This is a genomic window from Streptomyces sp. NPDC006510 (assembly GCF_040611955.1).
Lineage (GTDB): Bacteria > Actinomycetota > Actinomycetes > Streptomycetales > Streptomycetaceae > Streptomyces.
In genome coordinates this window covers 43,282-57,470 of sequence record NZ_JBEXPH010000018.1, presented here as the reverse complement: position 1 = coordinate 57,470, position 14,189 = coordinate 43,282, and the positions used below count along the sequence as shown (strand labels likewise).

The window sequence follows — 14,189 nt, the reverse complement described above, 5'->3', positions numbered from 1 at the left end:
CGTCATTCGGGTGGTGGCAGCAGTGTCCCGAGAGGTCCGAGTTCCAAGTTGAGATCTTGCATGGAAAGGTCGTACCGAGAGCAGAGTTCAATCATACGACTGTGCAGAATCATCAAAGTTGCTCCGAGGCGCTCCTCCTGTTCCTCAGTGAGGTCTCCTGCGTCGACCCGCTGAAGGGCTTGGCGTTCCATGAGCTGTCGTAGCAGCTCGACGAGTGTGAGTACGAGTTTGATCAGGTCTCGTTCCACGGTGTCCGGGGCGGTAGTGATCCGATGGGCCGGCCTTCGCGCCTCCGCACCGCCCCGGGGCAGGATGTCCTGCGGCACTGCGGGCAGCATGCGGAAGGCGCGGGCGGCGGCATCGGCGATCTCGTCAAGGCGACTTCCGGGCGGACGCTCCTCACCTGACATTGTCGTCTCCTATGGGTGCTGAGATGGCATGCCACGGGGAAGGATTCTGTTCGCTGATGGAGACGATCAGCGCGCGCAGCGATATGCGTACGAGGTCGATATCGGCGATGGAGAGCACGACGTCGCCGGTGAGGACCACGCCTCCGCTGAGCAACCGGTCCAGCAGGTCGATCAGTGCGATCTGCCGTTGCGGCAGCGGCTCCTCCGGCGCGGCCTCCGGCCTGCCCGCCGCCCTCACGGCGTCGCCCTCTTCAGCGGTTCGGCTTCGGCGAGGGTGGCGAAGGAGTACGGGGCCCACGGCCCGGTGACTTCGACGCGTACCCCGGGTATTCCTTCTGCGGCCTGCATGACATCAGCACGGAAATCCTCGGCCTGTTGCAGCGGCACAAGGTAGGCATCGTTGATGACGTTCTCTCCCGGCCCGCGGGCGAGTTCGCCTTGCTGCGGCCGGTGCTGGACGCGATCAACCGCATAAGCGCGGGCGGCGGCCTCGACCCGCTCGGCTACCTGTCCGGCGTCCCGATAGGTGTCTTCGCGGGCGTGCCGCTGTGCTCTGCGCTGGCTGAGGTAGGCCCGCCCGGGGCTCAGACCGGCATCTGTGGGTGGGTCTGCCGGCCTCTCGGTCTCGGCGGACGCTTCGACATAGATCTTGACGCCCCACTCCACCTGCGCTGCCAGGTCGGTCAGTCTGCCGGCGAACGCCTCGTGGCGGGCCCGGAGCATGAGTCGCACCCGCTCGTCGTCGAGGTATACCGTCGCCAGACGCAGTGGCAGGACGGCGGTGCGGGCGGCCAAGGCCTCAATCACCCGGTGATGGGCGCGGGCCACTGACTCCAGCCAGTCCAGGTCCTCAAGATGCGCTCGCAGCGCGGTTTCTTGGAAGTCTCGCTCGGGTACCGGGCTCACGGCGACCACCACATTGTCGCTGTGTTCTACACGCACTAGATGCACCGGCGCCTCCGCCACTCCAGGGAGCCCGGACAGAGCTTTTCCCAGCGATCCGTCGGCGTCCCGTGCTACGGCGTACGCATAGGAGATCGTGGCGGTCATGGCTCGTCCCGCCTCTCGCTGCGGGGGCTGGGCTGTGCCCGTTTGGTGCGTGAGGTGCGGCGGGGGGCCGCGGCGCGGCTCTCATCGTCCTTGGCCGGTGGCAGCTCACGGTCCTCGCGCAGCGCCGTGATTTCAGCCTGCAGCCGTTTGTTCTCCTCGGCAAGTGAGCGGTAGCCGTCGTTGGCGCGTGACGACAGTGAGGGATCGTGTTCCCACCAGTCAATGCCCATTTCCTTCGCTTTGTCCACCGAAGCGATCAGCAGGCGCAACTTGATGGTAAGCAGTTCGATGTCCAGGAGGTTGATCTGGATATCGCCTGCGATGACGATGCCTTTGTCCAGGACACGCTCCAGGATGTCGGCGAGATTGGCCGAGGAGCCCTGGCCATACGGGGCGGACCTGGACGGGAGGTCGCCCAGCCTCCTGGCGACGGGTTCGGTCACGGCCGCTGCACCTCAATTCCCTGGTGTCCCGTTGCTTCGACGGGAGCGCGTGGCAATGCGCCCGTTCCACCGGCTGCGCGATCAGGTATCGACGCCCTGGACATGGGCCCTGATCTCGTCCAGCCGGTCCAGCAACTCGTCCTCGCGCCGGTCGAAGGTTTCCTCGTCAATTTCTCCCGCCACGAGCGCTCGCTCAAGTGCGGCGAGTTCCCGTTCGACGGGGGCTGGGTCGTAGTACTCGTTCTCCGCGGCCTCGACGGCGCGCTCCATGACCCAGGCCACGCCACGCACCGGCGCCAGCGGAAGAGTCGCGAGTTGAGTCAGCAGTCCCATGAGAACTCCCTAGACGAAGCTGTAGGCGGGCAGCGGGCCGACCAGTCGCAGGTCGAAGTCCTCGCCCAGTTCCCTGGCGATATCCTGTTCCGCGCCGAGGAAGGTTTTCTCGTTGTCCCGCTCCACAAGGAAGGACACATTCAAGAAGTCGTTCCCGGTCGGCTGCGACGAGCGTTCTTCCCGCGCGAGTCCGCGCAGCGCATCGAGGACTGTGACGGCGAGCCGATCCTGCCGCGCTTGCACCTCTTGGGAGACCAGCTCCCCGAGGGCGAGCGGCAGTTCCGGGCTGCTGCGGCCGCTTCTGATCTCCTCGTTGAGCTCGCGCGCCTCGTCGGACTCCCGAAGGATTTGGCGCAACAGCGCATCCTCGTCCTGGGCGGCCTTCAGGTGGTATTCCACGCAGCCCTCCAGCGCCCGCAAGCGTTCGCTGAATTCATCCGTACCATCCTCCAGGACCGCTCGTACAGCGTCGTCGTCCACGGCGGTGAAGCCGAACTGCAGTGGCAAAACGGTGCCGTCGGCCATCAGCTGTTCCTGGACCGCCTGGTGCGCGCCGAGGTCTCGGCGTTTGGGACGCAGCTCCTCGGGCGCGTCGCTGACGACCGCGGACAGCATTTCGGCGCCCACCGTGCGGAGGGTCGCAGGCGGGTCCCCCACCCCGTGGAGGCCGTCCAAGCGCTGCGGATGGGTGGCCAGGACAATGGAATACACGTATACGGCCATGGTTCACTCCTCGCGGCGTCGGGCGGCAGGCCGACGCCGCGGCCGCTCCCGCCTCTCCTCGGGCTCCTTGCGCCTCTTTTCTGACTGCTCGACCTCCTCGTCGCCATGCCCTCCCTTCAGGGCGTCGGTCAGCACGTCAGCGGCCCCGCTCAGCGCGCCCTTGGCTTTGCCATGCGCTCCGCCCTCGGTCACCTCGCCGACCAGGTCGGTCAGCTGAGACGGAGCCTTGCGGCCCTCCTCCAGGTCGAGGCGGTTGCATGCCTCCGCGAAGCGCAGGTAGGTGTCCACGCTCGCCACGACGATGCGGGCATCGATCTTGAGGATCTCGATGCCCACCAAGGACACACGTGCAAAGACATCGATCACCAGGCCGCGGTCCAGAATCAGCTCGAGGATGTCGTAAAGGTTCCCCGACCCTCCTCCGGCCCTGGAAATGGTTTCTCCGCCCTGCGGCACCAAAGTCATGGTGCCTCCTTTCAGCAGCTCACACGTGGCTCCGGACGAGGCCGCTTCCGTTCGTCCGTCGAGCGGTGCAGCAGTGGCATTCCGGCCCTAGCCACGCGGGTCGATCTGGGCTCGGGTGTAGCGGCGGGTGCGCTCGTACGCCAGCAGTTCGCCTTCCTCGTCCAGCGTCACCCGGTAACTCGCCATCACGCTGGTGGTGCCGGGGATGCGCTCCAGCTCCAGAACTTCCACGTCCGCCTGCCAGCCGCCCTCCGTCGGCTTCACCGCCGAGACGGACTCGGGTGCTCGCCCCAAAAGCTCCTGGAGCTGCTCAGCCGCATACCGCATGGCCCGCGGGGCCGAAACCCGACGGGCCGCACGCTTCGTTTCGTTCGCGCGGCTGCTGGCCCGTCCGGTGCTGGTTTTCCTGGCGGTCTTCTTGACGGGCTTCTTGCTGGACGGACGCCGGACGCGCCCTGTCTCGCCCTCTTCGCCTACGGCCATGTTCCTGCTCCGGAATCGGAGACGACATGATGCCCGCGTCACCTTCACAAGACGCCGTTCCATGATATACGGCCTGGGCTGACCGCATCTCGGAGCTCGCACATTGCTTCAGCGCCGGGCGCAGCCTCCTAACCGCGTGCCCTAGCCTCCCCACTGGCTGCGTAGCGCCATCGCTGCCGCATAAGAAACGCCGTGAGTGGTGGGGTGGTTGGCACGAGAAGGAATCGCTTCCACTGAGGCCCTCGGCGCTGATGACAAACGCAAAAGGCGATCAGTATCATGCGCGTTTCGCAAGTGGTGGAACGCCGGTGTTCACTCTTGTTGACCTGTTCTCCGACGGCCCGCCGTTGGAGAACAGGTCGTGGCAGGCGCACGTGCCCATTCCCTGAGCAGTTGCCCTTGCAGTGCGCAGGGATCACAGTAAAAAAGAGAGGGTATGTGCGAGATCGGAGAACACCGTGATCATTCTCGGAATCATTTTGCTTGTCGTCGGTTTCGTGACCGGGATCTCCATACTGTGGACAATCGGGATAGTTCTCGCGGCTATCGGGGTTGTCTTGTGGATCTTGGGGTCCCTGGGGCACGCGGTCGCTGGTCGAAGGCACTACTGGTAGCCGGGCAGAGTCTCGCCACTCAGCGACTTGTACAGGAGCCTTTCTCCGCTGGAGGTGTTTTCTGGCCTTTGGTTGGAGGCCGCCGCAGATTTCAGGTGCTGGCGACCACGAAACACTTCGAGCAGGCCTCCGAACTGGCCGCCGAAGGCATAGACCCTGACCACGTCGTCTGTGGCGACGACGTGGATGTGCACGTGCGGGCGGTCCGCCCCTATGTGGAGGCCGACTTTGACGAGGCGCACGTCAACCAGATCGGACCGGACCAGCAGGGATTCTTCGACCTCTACGGCACCAGCATCCTGCCTCAGACGGCTGCAGACTGATTCATGACCTGACCCTCCCCATCACGACGTGCACAACGGGCCACGCAATGTCCCGGTCAAAGCGGAAGCTGAGGAGCCATGGCAACAGAACACCGGACTGCTGACGAGGCGTACTGGATCGCCACCACGCCGCGTACCGGCTGTCCCCCAGCACCGACCTGACCGCAGACGTCGCAGTCATCGGCGGCAGCATCGCCGGCCTCTGCACCTCATGGGAACTGGTCCGGGCAGGTGTGGACGTTGTTGTCCTGGAGGCGGACCGGATCGCCGCGGGCGTGACCGGATACACCACCGCCAAACTGTCGGCTGCGCATGGCTTGGTGTTCGCGCAGTTGGATGCGAAGCACGGCGCCCGCAGCGCCAGCTGTACGCACTACGACAACAGGAGGCGCTCGACCGGACGGCCGCTCTCTGCGCCGAACTGAACATCGACGCCGCCCTGGAGCACTCACCCGCCTACGCCTGCACACGGGATCCGCAGCACATCGATGCGGTCAGGGACGAGGCAGAGGTCGCACGGCAGGCAGGGCTCAACGCGTCCTTCGTGACCGACACGGAACTGCCCTTCGAGGTGGCCGGTGCAGTACGCGTGGCGGGGCAGTTGCAGTCCCACCCGCGGAAGTTCCTGGCGCGCCTCTTCCGAAGCAGAGCCACCTTTGGCCCCGGACGGAACCACGGACGTCAATGGCCATCCGCGCCGCATCGTCGCCGGTATCCGCGAACGGCACCAGACCGTGCACGAACTCCTCTCCCAGGGAAGCCCGTTGCATGGAATCAGCCGGGGTTTGCAGCTCGCCTACTACGCAGTCCGACGCCATGCCAGAATTCCAGATGTCGATGATCTGCTGGTCAAGGTCACCTCCCGCCGGGCGCTGCTGGACGACTTCAAGCCGTACATCTACAAGAGGTTCGCTGGGCTGTCACAACGCCAGCCAGCCAAATCTTCCGTGAAGTCCGCGACCAGGGATTTCGAGGCGATCTCAGTCTCGTCAGCCGGTTCATCCGTCTGCTCCGGCAGTCCGCAGTCCCGCCTCGCCGCACCGGCCGATGCCCAAGCCGCGCAAAGTCCTGCGGCGGATCACGACCCATCTGGATAGGCTGCGGCCCGACAAAATTGGTGGTCTGCGGTCCCGAACGGGTAGGCCCCCTGCCTGAAGGCGACGCCAGTCACGGCGTCACCTCTGTCGTTCCCGCCCCCGGGAGGGGGTTACGTCCTCTTCCTCCCCTTCTTCCTCATATTCGCCTTCTTCTTCGTCCTCACCCTCAGGCTCGTACTCGTCCTCGTAGTCTTCGTCGTCAGGCTCGTCCTCGTCCTCGTAGTCTTCGTCCTCGGGCTCGTAGTCCTCGGGCTCCCCCTCGTAGTCCTCGTCTTCGGACTCCTCGCCTTGTGCGTCCTCCTGCTCGGCGGCCTCTTCTTCCATGGCGTCTTCGTGGGACACGACGACTTCACCGTCCCGGATTTCACCGCGCCAGCCCTCGGGCTCTTCCTGGGCAAGGGTGACGTATCGCTGAAAGTGCTTGAAGTCGAGTCGCATCCGGCGCCCTTGGGCGCGCCACAGGTTGCCCGTCTTCTCGAAGAACCCGGACGGGTAGTACTCCACGGCCAGGACGATTCGAGTCAGGCTGGGCGCCAACTCATGGAAGCTGACCGCACCACGGGTAGTACCCTTGGCTCCCTCGGATGTCCAAACGATGCGGTCGTCGGGAATTTGTTCCTGGACAGTCGCTTTGAAGCTGCGTGAGGAAGGGCCGACTTTGACCTTCCAGTCACTGGACATCTCATCGTTCTTCGAGACGTCGCGAACGCCCTTCGCGAAGCTGCTGAACTGGTCGTACTGCGTCCAGTGGTCGTACGCGACACGCAGGGGCACTCCCACATCGAGAACCTCGATAATGTTCATGACCTTGCCGCCGCTCGACTTGCGTTTCCCCTTTCCGCCGCCGAACGCTTCCTGGACCTTCCCCACGACATTGTCCTTGACGCCCTTGGCTTTCTCTCCGACGAATGCCTTCAGCGGGGAATCTCCCTGGAGAATACGGGAGCCGATCGCAGGAAGCGATCCACTCTCGGCCACATCGTTGAGCTGCCCAGTGACATCGGTCAGTTTTTCGCCCGCCTTCTCGGCGAGCCTCTCCACCTGTGCACTGAGGAAGTTGGACGCCTCTTCGCGAAGCCGGTCCGCACCCGACATTTGCGCCGTGGGCTGGTCTGTTTCCGTCCTGGTCATGACTGGCTACCTCCGACGATCGGCGCGCTTGGACGCTTCTCGCTTCGACGACGTCGTCTTCCGGGCGGCGGACTTCTTGGCCGGAGCGGTTTTCTTCGCAGCCGTCTTCTTTGCCGGGGCCGTCTTCCGGGCGGCGGACTTCTTGGCCGGAGCAGTTTTCTTCGCAGCCGTCTTCTTTGCCGGGGCCGTCTTCCGGGCGGCGGACTTCTTGGCCGGAGCAGTTTTCTTCGCAGCCGTCTTCTTTGCCGGGGCCGCCTTCCGGGCGGCAGACTTCTTGGCCGTCCGAGGCTTCTCTCCATGGGCGGGAGCAGCCTTCTTGCGCGCCGCGCCTCCTCTGGGCTGGGCTGATTGACGAGAACTGCGGCGCTGCTTCGGCTGCCTCGCTTCCGGCTCTTCCTCTTCCTCTTCCTCCTCGTATTCCTCTTCTGGCTGTTCCTCCTCTTCCTCAGCCTGACCCTCTTCGTACTCGGCCTCCGGCTCTTCCTCTTCCGGTTCCTCCTCTTCCTCGTACTCCGCGCCTCCCTCTTCCAGCTCGTACTCCTCCTCGTCCCCCTCTTCCTCCCCCTCATCCTGCTTCTCACCCAGCCGGGCCGTACGGTCGCTGATGGCGTCGGCCAGCGAACTCATGCCCCGGTCAGCGGCGGCAGCCACTGCCTTGCGGCCTGCGTCGAAGACTTCCCCTTTCAGCTGCTCCTGCAGCTCGGCGAACTGGGGAATCTCTCCTAGTCTGCGCACCCCTTCGGCGGCAAGCTGTCGGGGTTCCAGGCCGAATCGTCTCCCTGCCAGGTACGTTGCAATGGTCAGGGCCAGCCGGCCCTTTTTCGTCCGGCCCAGCACATAGCCGCCCACTACTGCGGCCGCGAGGGTCACCTTGGCTGTGTCATCCATGAGTGCGTCACCTTCGATCGTTCGGTGCGGGGCCGACCTAGCCGGTCGAGTAGCCTTTCCTCTTCCCAAGTCGTAAAGTTCGCGCTCGGCAGTGTCGCTGAGCTTCCGCCGCCCCGATCAGACCGCGGACCGGTGCGATGGGGAGCGTGAGCAGTCCCGTGATCAGTCCCATGGCCAGACTCCGGCGGCCTCAATGTGAGTGCCTGCAGCGGCGACGAAGTTGCAACAAGGCATCAGGCCCCGCAATACGCAGCTTGACGTGTTCGCGGTGCGCGTTTCCAAATCGCTCCGCCGCGTTTCGGAAGTCGTGGCTTTCGCCGCGGGGCTGTCGTTCTTCTGCCATGCATTCAAGTCTGATCGCTATCGAGCGCCTCGCACCTTGAGCGGAGCTAGCGGGCGCATCAGCCGGGGTGGCGGCTGCTGTGGGGATCGATGATTTGGGGGTTATCGGACGACGGCACGGGCCCATCCTCCATCTGCTGTGTGGCCACGGTTTCCTGGCCACACGTAACGCTTTCGCCGCGACCGGCCAATCTCTTCCGCCGCACCTTCGGCGTTCCCTGCCCTGTGGCCAGGGCGTGGAGATGGCGGCCCACCAGCCGTGCACCAAGTCCACAGATATTCGGTCTACTTCCGCTATACGGCTAGCCCCGGGCGGCGCGGCTCGAAGAAGAACACCAACGGCCTGCTGCGACGGCATTTCCCCCAGGGACATTGACTCGTCCCACACTCCTGAGCAGCTGGAGGTGGTGCCCTCCGAACTCAACAGCCGACCACGAAAGACGCTCGACTGGTCAACCCCAGCCGAGCGTCTCGCTGAGCTACTGGACCCAGTCAGCTGACCAGCAGTTGGGGCTGGTCCTCTCAGCCTGTCACTCACCCCGTGCCCTGAGGCATTCCTTCGACGACTTCCGCAAGTCGCCGCAACATGCTGCGGTGCCGGATCTGCGCAAAGGCGTCGACAACTGTGTTGTGGAGGCTCCCTCCCAGGCCGCGCAGCGGATGCTCGTCGAGAATGACCAGGGTCTTCTCGCCCCACGGCCGGATGTCGAAAGCGATCCGTGCTGTACCCAACGACCCCCCGTGCACTTCGAGTTCCAGTGAGCGCGGGGCGTCGAGACGACGGACCGTCGTGCGTCCGTGGAACTCCTTCGGCCCCACACGCGCCGTGTATTTGATCGACGATCCGACTTCCGGCCAATGCCCGTTGCCCGGGCCGGAGTCCAAGGTCCCCACCACCCAGTCCGCGTAACGGCTCTCGTCCTCCAGAACCGCCCAGAGCACGGACGGTTCCCGGGCGATGAGCTGATGACGTACAGCCATGTGTGCTCCCATCCGGGACGCTGAATAGCACGCGGCATCCGAGCACGCCGGAATCACAGCCGCCGTTGGACATCACAGTGGCCGCGTGCACAAGGAGCGGGAGTAAGCGGCACTACCAGTAGTGCCGTCGACCGCCCACTGCATGCCCGACGGCACCCAGGATCCAAAGAACGATGCCGATCGCGACGAGCACGATACCGATGGTCCACAGGATCGATATGCCGGCCACCAGACCGATGACCAGCAGAATGACGCCGAGGATGATCATGGCGTCCTCCGTTCTCACAGGTCTTTTCAGTATGCGCCTCACACGTATGCACGGCGATGCAGACCGCGCGAGGAGCTCGTCCACCAGACCAGGGAAGGGGCTATGTCACGAGGACAGGCACATCCGTGCTTCCGCATGGCCGTCATCATCGCCCGGGCGCTCGTCACCAGCGGCGCCATGACGCGACTCATCAGCTTCCGACGATCATCCTGAAAGCGCGATTCAAATCGAGGGGTATGGCCCCGTCTGCACGAAGCTCTATGGCGGCATCTCGCGTAACGGAACCCGCTCCAAGACGGTACTGACCGACATTTCGACCCCCATGAAGACCATCGTGCCCAGGGACCGTGAAGGCGCGTTCGAGCCGAAGACCGTGCGCCAGCGGCAGAATCCTCTGCCGGGCGGTCAAGGCCCGCGCTCCTTCCCCAACAAAGGCCGCAGAAGCGCGCACTGAACGCCTTCGACATCACCCTCGAAGGCAGGCCGTCTCTCAGCAGCCCACCAGATACCTCAACAACGTGAGCTGCACCGATCGTTTGGCAGCCCCGCAGGAGAGCCTCCTGCCGGTGGAGGTATCGCAATCCACACCGAACCAGAAGGCCTCACTCGTTCAAGATCACCACACCCGTGTGATAGCCCTCACCAACCCCCATGGACAGAACACCTAGGCGACGCGGCGGGCGCGGTGGCGGACTTCCCTGAGCCGGACCTCCGACGGGAGGCGGTCCAGGCCTGCCGAGTCCCGTGCGTGTGCGAGCGTTTCCCCGCTCAGTTGCTCCAGAGTCCGCGCCGGTTCTGCGTGAGGTTTGAGCAACAGCCGTACTCGTGCGGCCGGAGCAGCACGCCGACCCGTCAGCCGCACATGAGCCCGCGAGATCCCATCCAGCACCTGCGCCTCTTCCTCGATTGCGTCCTCCAGCGCACGGCCATTGAGTCGGGCCGCCGCGTCGCCTTCGCTCTCGATGAGGACCTGGCCCAGCCGGTGTCTGTGCAGCTGCGCCAGAAGCCACCAAAGCAGCAGCGCGAGAAGCACGACGAGCACCGCAATGACGGCCGGCCACCACCATCCCTCCGCCCGCCACCGGGCGCGTCCCCAGGTGCCCAGTACGACATCCTCCGGGCCTCGGAAGGGCCACCAGCCCGGTATGTCGAACCCCCAGTGGCGCCGCAGATCCAGCCCACCGAGCAACACGCCGCCGCCCAGGGCGAACAGTCCAAGGCCGAGCAGTCCCAGCAACACCCGGTTCACTGCCTTGAGCATGGGACACCTCACCCCTTCTTCGGGCGCCGGACGCGCACGTCCAGCGTGGGCTTCCGGGCGAGACCCAAGTTCGTTACGGCTTCGCTCAGCGCGGCGTCCAGATCCGCGTGGACCTCGTTGAGATCGCGGAAATGTGCCTGTGCCCGGGCTTTGACTTTCCGGCGGCCGAAATCGACCCGTGCCGATTGCACACCAGACACCCGTACGGCCCGGTCGCGCAGATTCAGTGCGGCTGCGTGGCGGTCGAGCCCGGCGTGGACCTCCCCTGTTCTGGCGATTCCGGTGGGCTGCCGCATGGGTAGCACTCTGCGCAGTCCCGGCGTCACCGCCAGCAGGAAAAGCCACAGGCCAAGGGCCATTGCCACTGCGGCCCCGACGATCATCCAGATGTCATGCAGCGGTCGTGTGGCCAGTTCCTCGGCGAGCCGCCGTCGCCAGCTCATCCCGGGCTGGTCTGCCCGCACCGAGACCACGTCGTACAGGAGCAGCCCCATGCCTGCGACGGACAGCAGCGCCACAATGGCTGCGGGAATCCGTCGCGCGGACCAGAAGCGGCGCGCCGACCGGCCCGATTCGTGGACCGCTGCTGTCGCGCCCCCAGTGGGGGTACCTGCGGATGAAGTCGCCTGTCCAGTCCCGGAGGGAATGTCGCCATCGCCGGTCGGCTGCCGCCTGGTGTTCGCGCTCATCTCACTCTCTCCCGGTCTCTATGCCGCGAGTGCACCGAGTACAGCCTCTCGACCGACACCGTGAGTTCGGAGACGTCCATGCCGGCCCATGTCCTGAGCTGCTCGATGACCTCGCGGCGCACCGCAGCGCACTGAGCCCCGATGTCGGACGGATAGCCCAGCTCCACGGCGATACGCATCCGTACTTCGCCGAGCATGTCCGGACGGCCATGGGTGGTATCGCCGACTCGTCCTGCGGCGTGCTCGTTCCGCTCCGGTGCCCGCCGCACAGACGTCGTCACGTGTGGTGTCCGGCGGCCGGGCGGTACACAGCGGGCCGAATCGGTGAACCGGCTCAGCGCCTCGCGGGCCACGTGGGAAGCGATCTTCGCGACGACGTGGTCGGAGACGGTGGTCGCACCCCGCTCTCTGCGAGGAACGCCCGGACGACGATCGACGTCAGTGGTCACTGCCGCCAGTCTCCCTGAGCCTGTCGTCGGCTATCGCGCACCCGCTGGTGGTCGTCATGGCGGCGGCGGATGAAGTCACCCGGCTCGAGATCACCTTCCATCAAGCGCCCGGCGACAAGTCCGACGGCGCCCATTACCAGCACCAGCAGGAAGGCCCAGAAGCCACCGAAGTACCCAGCGAAGCCCAGTGCCATTCCGGCAATCAAGCCGACCACAGCCTTGCTCATCATCACGCGCTCCTTCACTCAAGCGGGCTGCTCCCCCTTGGCTACTGGACCCGCTGCTGCTCCCCCTCGTCCTCCTCGTCGGGCAGCTTCACATCGCTGACCGCGATGTTGACTTCCACGACTTCCAGGCCCGCCATCCGCTCCACTGCGGAGATCACGTTCTCGCGCACGTCACTGGCCACGTCCGTGATTGAGACGCCGTAGTCGACGACGATCTCCAGATCGATGGCCGCCTGCACCTCTCCCACCTCGACACTGACCCCGCGCGTGACGGACTTGCCGCTACCTGCGCCGGGCATCCGCTCCCGCATGGATCCCATCGAGCGTGCGAATCCACTGCCCAGGGCATGGACGCCGAGCACATCGCGTGCCGCCATTCCGGCGATCTTCTCTACCACCACGTCGGCAATGGTCGTCCGACCGCGAGAGCCGGGCGCACTGCCGTGCTTTCCGCCGGTGTTCTCAGTCATCGGGCTATTCCTCCCTGAAGGAGATCACCTAGCACTCTTTAAACAGATTATATTCGTTTTACTGGGATCTATCAGAGGTGTGAGTCATGAGACGGAGTGGTTCAACGAGTGGTACGAAGTGCCCCTGCCCAGAGCTCCTGCGGAATCGGGGCGCAATGCGGGAGGAAGAGAACCGCGGCCATGGAAGAGGCTGAGAGTCCGGTGAAAACTGAGGCGTGGATGCAGGCAGTACGGCGCCATCTCGACCTGGGTCGGCTGCTCCCTCTCGGCGGGCCTGACGACGGGACATGGATCACCGAGCAAGCGGCCGTCCGGGCCCTTGGGCGCATGGCCGCCGAGATTCCCGGCGTTTGGCTGGAAAGCCTGCGCATCGGACCGGCATCGCTCGGGCCCGTGTCCGAGCCGTCCGTCCGCCCGCCGGCAAGCGCGCTGCCGCCTGGCCCGCTCAGGATCGAGGCCGCATTCACCGCATTCATGGGGGAGCCACTTCCCCGCACGGCGGAGCAGTTGAGGAGCGCATTGCTCAACGTGGCCGCTGAAGGACTCGGCCTGGCCACTGAGTCAGTTGATCTGCGCGTCACGGATCTCCACGAGGGCCCGGAGAGAGGCGTCAGGCCACAGACCGCAGAGAACGCCATGGGGCCCCCACCAGAGGCTGCAGCCGCGCGAAGTTCGCTCCCCACGGCCGGAACGGGACCCATGCGGGGCCCCTTCGGGGAGCTGGCCGATGTCGCAGCGGCTGTTCCGGGCGTGGCCCACCTCACCGCCGTACTGGGAAGCCGCCCGGTCAAAGTGGAGCAACATGACCATCCACCAGGCCGGCACATCGAGGTCCAGCTTGCGGTCGCTCCCGGGTACCATCCGCTGGAAGTAGCCCGCGCCGTCCGGGCGGCGGTAGCCGACGCAGCCACCAGTGACACCTCGGGCCCGGTAACCGCCGCCGTCCTCATCGCAGAAACCGCGGCCTAACTTCGCCGTTTCACTTGGGTATGGCGAGGCCAGGTGGGTGCATCTCCTGACGCCCCAATGGGGGCAAGTTACTTCGCAACCCCTAGCCTAAGGCTAGTGGCGGACCTTGCACTGGACGACGACGTGATCGCCGAACTCGTCGGCGGGCAGCGGGATGTGTTCACCGCCGCCTGCGGCTATCAACTGTCCGAACTACACGGCCCGAAGGGCAAGCCCTGTCCGGCCCGCCCCTGGGTCTGCCTGTTTTGTGTCCCCTGGCGGAGTTCGCACCACGGCATGCGGTCAACCCGCTGCGGCTGAAGGCGTTCTTCTCCCGGCAGTGGCAGCAGATGCCCGCCGCCCACTTCATGGCGGTCTTCGGCCCCTGCGCCACCCGCATCCAGCAAGTCCTGGATACTTCGATCCGGCCGTGATCATCTCGGCCGCTACCCATGTCACCGACAGGGACGACGAACTTCCCCTGTGGCCCGAGGAGATGACCGCTTGAGCACCGCTCTCGCTCCCACCTTCGGCGGGCGTTCTGCCGTCTTTGCTGGCGCCGATGTCTGCGACGAAGCCGGTCTTACCCTTCCG

General features: G+C 65.3%; 23 protein-coding genes and 1 pseudogene. 7 read left to right on the top strand and 17 right to left on the bottom strand.

Going from position 1 to position 14,189, the window contains the following annotated elements; genetic code table 11:
- Positions 1 to 2: 2 nt before the first annotated feature.
- The 8 genes from ABZY11_RS08880 to ABZY11_RS08845 all read right to left on the bottom strand — a co-directional run bounded on the left by ABZY11_RS08880 (position 3) and on the right by ABZY11_RS08845 (position 3,907).
- Positions 3 to 410, bottom strand: coding sequence for a gas vesicle protein K (locus tag ABZY11_RS08880; protein ID WP_356478468.1), 408 nt, complete (start codon positions 408 to 410; stop codon positions 3 to 5).
- Positions 400 to 648, bottom strand: coding sequence for a gas vesicle protein (locus ABZY11_RS08875; protein ID WP_356478467.1), 249 nt, complete (start codon positions 646 to 648; stop codon positions 400 to 402). Before ABZY11_RS08875 ends, ABZY11_RS08880 begins: the two co-directional genes overlap by 11 nt.
- Positions 645 to 1,460: a GvpL/GvpF family gas vesicle protein gene (locus ABZY11_RS08870; protein WP_356478466.1), complete on the bottom strand. Its 816-nt coding sequence runs from the start codon at positions 1,458 to 1,460 to the stop codon at positions 645 to 647. The genes ABZY11_RS08875 and ABZY11_RS08870 overlap by 4 nt, the downstream gene beginning before the upstream one ends.
- Positions 1,457 to 1,903 (bottom strand): gas vesicle protein, encoded by a 447-nt coding sequence (locus ABZY11_RS08865; protein WP_356478465.1) that lies wholly within the window; start codon positions 1,901 to 1,903, stop codon positions 1,457 to 1,459. Before ABZY11_RS08865 ends, ABZY11_RS08870 begins: the two co-directional genes overlap by 4 nt.
- An 81-nt stretch (positions 1,904 to 1,984) precedes the next feature.
- The gene (locus ABZY11_RS08860; RefSeq protein ID WP_356478464.1) at positions 1,985 to 2,236 is read right to left on the bottom strand and encodes a gas vesicle protein GvpG; all 252 of its coding nucleotides are present in this window, start codon (positions 2,234 to 2,236) and stop codon (positions 1,985 to 1,987) included.
- A 9-nt stretch (positions 2,237 to 2,245) separates the two neighbouring features.
- Positions 2,246 to 2,959: a GvpL/GvpF family gas vesicle protein gene (locus tag ABZY11_RS08855; protein ID WP_356478463.1), complete on the bottom strand. Its 714-nt coding sequence runs from the start codon at positions 2,957 to 2,959 to the stop codon at positions 2,246 to 2,248.
- Positions 2,960 to 2,962: 3 nt separating this feature from the next.
- A complete protein-coding gene (locus tag ABZY11_RS08850) occupies positions 2,963 to 3,424 on the bottom strand; it encodes a gas vesicle structural protein GvpA (protein ID WP_356478462.1) in 462 nt (153 codons plus the stop codon).
- 87 nt (positions 3,425 to 3,511) lie between these two features.
- Positions 3,512 to 3,907, bottom strand: coding sequence for a gas vesicle protein (locus tag ABZY11_RS08845; protein WP_356478461.1), 396 nt, complete (start codon positions 3,905 to 3,907; stop codon positions 3,512 to 3,514).
- 458 nt (positions 3,908 to 4,365) lie between these two features.
- On the opposite strand from ABZY11_RS08845, the gene ABZY11_RS08840 reads away from it, so the two are divergent.
- The 4 genes from ABZY11_RS08840 (at position 4,366) to ABZY11_RS08825 (ending at position 5,941) form a co-directional block, all read left to right on the top strand.
- Complete coding sequence (locus tag ABZY11_RS08840) at positions 4,366 to 4,521, top strand: DUF6131 family protein (protein WP_356478460.1); 156 nt, start codon at positions 4,366 to 4,368, stop codon at positions 4,519 to 4,521.
- A 95-nt stretch (positions 4,522 to 4,616) separates the two neighbouring features.
- The gene (locus tag ABZY11_RS08835; protein ID WP_356478459.1) at positions 4,617 to 4,844 is read left to right on the top strand and encodes a hypothetical protein; all 228 of its coding nucleotides are present in this window, start codon (positions 4,617 to 4,619) and stop codon (positions 4,842 to 4,844) included.
- A gap of 113 nt (positions 4,845 to 4,957) precedes the next feature.
- On the top strand, positions 4,958 to 5,269 hold the full coding sequence (locus ABZY11_RS08830; RefSeq protein WP_356478487.1) for an FAD-dependent oxidoreductase: 312 nt from the start codon (positions 4,958 to 4,960) through the stop codon (positions 5,267 to 5,269).
- Between the two features lie 231 nt (positions 5,270 to 5,500).
- Entirely contained in the window at positions 5,501 to 5,941 is a 441-nt protein-coding gene (locus ABZY11_RS08825; protein ID WP_356478458.1) for a hypothetical protein, read from the top strand.
- A 78-nt stretch (positions 5,942 to 6,019) separates the two neighbouring features.
- On the opposite strand, the gene ABZY11_RS08820 is transcribed toward ABZY11_RS08825, so the two are convergent.
- The 4 genes from ABZY11_RS08820 to ABZY11_RS08805 form a co-directional block, all read right to left on the bottom strand.
- The gene (locus ABZY11_RS08820) at positions 6,020 to 7,072 is read right to left on the bottom strand and encodes an SRPBCC family protein (RefSeq protein WP_356478457.1); all 1,053 of its coding nucleotides are present in this window, start codon (positions 7,070 to 7,072) and stop codon (positions 6,020 to 6,022) included.
- A 6-nt stretch (positions 7,073 to 7,078) separates the two neighbouring features.
- On the bottom strand, positions 7,079 to 7,960 hold the full coding sequence (locus tag ABZY11_RS08815; protein ID WP_356478456.1) for a histone protein: 882 nt from the start codon (positions 7,958 to 7,960) through the stop codon (positions 7,079 to 7,081).
- 876 nt (positions 7,961 to 8,836) lie between these two features.
- Complete coding sequence (locus ABZY11_RS08810) at positions 8,837 to 9,283, bottom strand: SRPBCC family protein (protein ID WP_356478455.1); 447 nt, start codon at positions 9,281 to 9,283, stop codon at positions 8,837 to 8,839.
- Positions 9,284 to 9,395: 112 nt separating this feature from the next.
- On the bottom strand, positions 9,396 to 9,551 hold the full coding sequence (locus ABZY11_RS08805) for a DUF6131 family protein (RefSeq protein WP_164495245.1): 156 nt from the start codon (positions 9,549 to 9,551) through the stop codon (positions 9,396 to 9,398).
- 265 nt (positions 9,552 to 9,816) lie between these two features.
- On the opposite strand from ABZY11_RS08805, the pseudogene ABZY11_RS08800 reads away from it, so the two are divergent.
- Positions 9,817 to 9,939 (top strand): annotated as a pseudogene (locus tag ABZY11_RS08800) (transposase); the annotation flags it as partial.
- 276 nt (positions 9,940 to 10,215) lie between these two features.
- Here ABZY11_RS08800 and amaP read toward each other — a convergent pair.
- From amaP to ABZY11_RS08775, 5 genes are read right to left on the bottom strand one after another with little or no spacing between them, the layout of a single operon-like run.
- On the bottom strand, positions 10,216 to 10,812 hold the full coding sequence (gene amaP, locus ABZY11_RS08795) for an alkaline shock response membrane anchor protein AmaP (RefSeq protein ID WP_356478454.1): 597 nt from the start codon (positions 10,810 to 10,812) through the stop codon (positions 10,216 to 10,218).
- An 8-nt stretch (positions 10,813 to 10,820) separates the two neighbouring features.
- The gene (locus ABZY11_RS08790; RefSeq protein ID WP_356478453.1) at positions 10,821 to 11,501 is read right to left on the bottom strand and encodes a DUF6286 domain-containing protein; all 681 of its coding nucleotides are present in this window, start codon (positions 11,499 to 11,501) and stop codon (positions 10,821 to 10,823) included.
- Positions 11,498 to 11,950 carry an Asp23/Gls24 family envelope stress response protein gene (locus tag ABZY11_RS08785; RefSeq protein WP_356478452.1) on the bottom strand — a complete coding sequence of 151 codons (453 nt, stop codon included), beginning with the start codon at positions 11,948 to 11,950 and terminating at the stop codon, positions 11,498 to 11,500. The genes ABZY11_RS08790 and ABZY11_RS08785 overlap by 4 nt, the downstream gene beginning before the upstream one ends.
- On the bottom strand, positions 11,947 to 12,177 hold the full coding sequence (locus ABZY11_RS08780; RefSeq protein WP_356478486.1) for a hypothetical protein: 231 nt from the start codon (positions 12,175 to 12,177) through the stop codon (positions 11,947 to 11,949). Before ABZY11_RS08780 ends, ABZY11_RS08785 begins: the two co-directional genes overlap by 4 nt.
- Positions 12,178 to 12,218: 41 nt before the next feature.
- Positions 12,219 to 12,647: an Asp23/Gls24 family envelope stress response protein gene (locus tag ABZY11_RS08775; protein ID WP_266424206.1), complete on the bottom strand. Its 429-nt coding sequence runs from the start codon at positions 12,645 to 12,647 to the stop codon at positions 12,219 to 12,221.
- Positions 12,648 to 12,827: 180 nt separating this feature from the next.
- Here ABZY11_RS08775 and ABZY11_RS08770 point away from each other — a divergent pair, with 180 nt between their 5' ends.
- Both ABZY11_RS08770 and ABZY11_RS08765 read left to right on the top strand, forming a co-directional pair.
- Positions 12,828 to 13,616 carry a hypothetical protein gene (locus ABZY11_RS08770; protein ID WP_356478451.1) on the top strand — a complete coding sequence of 263 codons (789 nt, stop codon included), beginning with the start codon at positions 12,828 to 12,830 and terminating at the stop codon, positions 13,614 to 13,616.
- 96 nt (positions 13,617 to 13,712) lie between these two features.
- Positions 13,713 to 13,916 (top strand): hypothetical protein, encoded by a 204-nt coding sequence (locus ABZY11_RS08765; protein ID WP_356478450.1) that lies wholly within the window; start codon positions 13,713 to 13,715, stop codon positions 13,914 to 13,916.
- Positions 13,917 to 14,189: the final 273 nt, after the last annotated feature.

Bases quoted from the DNA above. Each gene is read 5' to 3' on its own strand.
- ABZY11_RS08855 (WP_356478463.1), bottom strand. From the start codon at position 2,959: ATGGCCGTATACGTGTATTCCATTGTCCTGGCCACCCATCCGCAGCGC.
- ABZY11_RS08770 (WP_356478451.1), top strand. From the start codon at position 12,828: ATGGAAGAGGCTGAGAGTCCGGTGAAAACTGAGGCGTGGATGCAGGCA.
- ABZY11_RS08820 (WP_356478457.1), bottom strand. From the start codon at position 7,072: ATGACCAGGACGGAAACAGACCAGCCCACGGCGCAAATGTCGGGTGCG.
- ABZY11_RS08850 (WP_356478462.1), bottom strand. From the start codon at position 3,424: ATGACTTTGGTGCCGCAGGGCGGAGAAACCATTTCCAGGGCCGGAGGA.
- amaP (WP_356478454.1), bottom strand. From the start codon at position 10,812: ATGCTCAAGGCAGTGAACCGGGTGTTGCTGGGACTGCTCGGCCTTGGA.
- ABZY11_RS08880 (WP_356478468.1), bottom strand. From the start codon at position 410: ATGTCAGGTGAGGAGCGTCCGCCCGGAAGTCGCCTTGACGAGATCGCC.
- ABZY11_RS08870 (WP_356478466.1), bottom strand. From the start codon at position 1,460: ATGACCGCCACGATCTCCTATGCGTACGCCGTAGCACGGGACGCCGAC.
- ABZY11_RS08810 (WP_356478455.1), bottom strand. From the start codon at position 9,283: ATGGCTGTACGTCATCAGCTCATCGCCCGGGAACCGTCCGTGCTCTGG.
- ABZY11_RS08845 (WP_356478461.1), bottom strand. From the start codon at position 3,907: ATGGCCGTAGGCGAAGAGGGCGAGACAGGGCGCGTCCGGCGTCCGTCC.
- ABZY11_RS08815 (WP_356478456.1), bottom strand. From the start codon at position 7,960: ATGGATGACACAGCCAAGGTGACCCTCGCGGCCGCAGTAGTGGGCGGC.
- ABZY11_RS08860 (WP_356478464.1), bottom strand. From the start codon at position 2,236: ATGGGACTGCTGACTCAACTCGCGACTCTTCCGCTGGCGCCGGTGCGT.
- ABZY11_RS08790 (WP_356478453.1), bottom strand. From the start codon at position 11,501: ATGAGCGCGAACACCAGGCGGCAGCCGACCGGCGATGGCGACATTCCC.
- ABZY11_RS08775 (WP_266424206.1), bottom strand. From the start codon at position 12,647: ATGACTGAGAACACCGGCGGAAAGCACGGCAGTGCGCCCGGCTCTCGC.
- ABZY11_RS08780 (WP_356478486.1), bottom strand. From the start codon at position 12,177: ATGAGCAAGGCTGTGGTCGGCTTGATTGCCGGAATGGCACTGGGCTTC.
- ABZY11_RS08805 (WP_164495245.1), bottom strand. From the start codon at position 9,551: ATGATCATCCTCGGCGTCATTCTGCTGGTCATCGGTCTGGTGGCCGGC.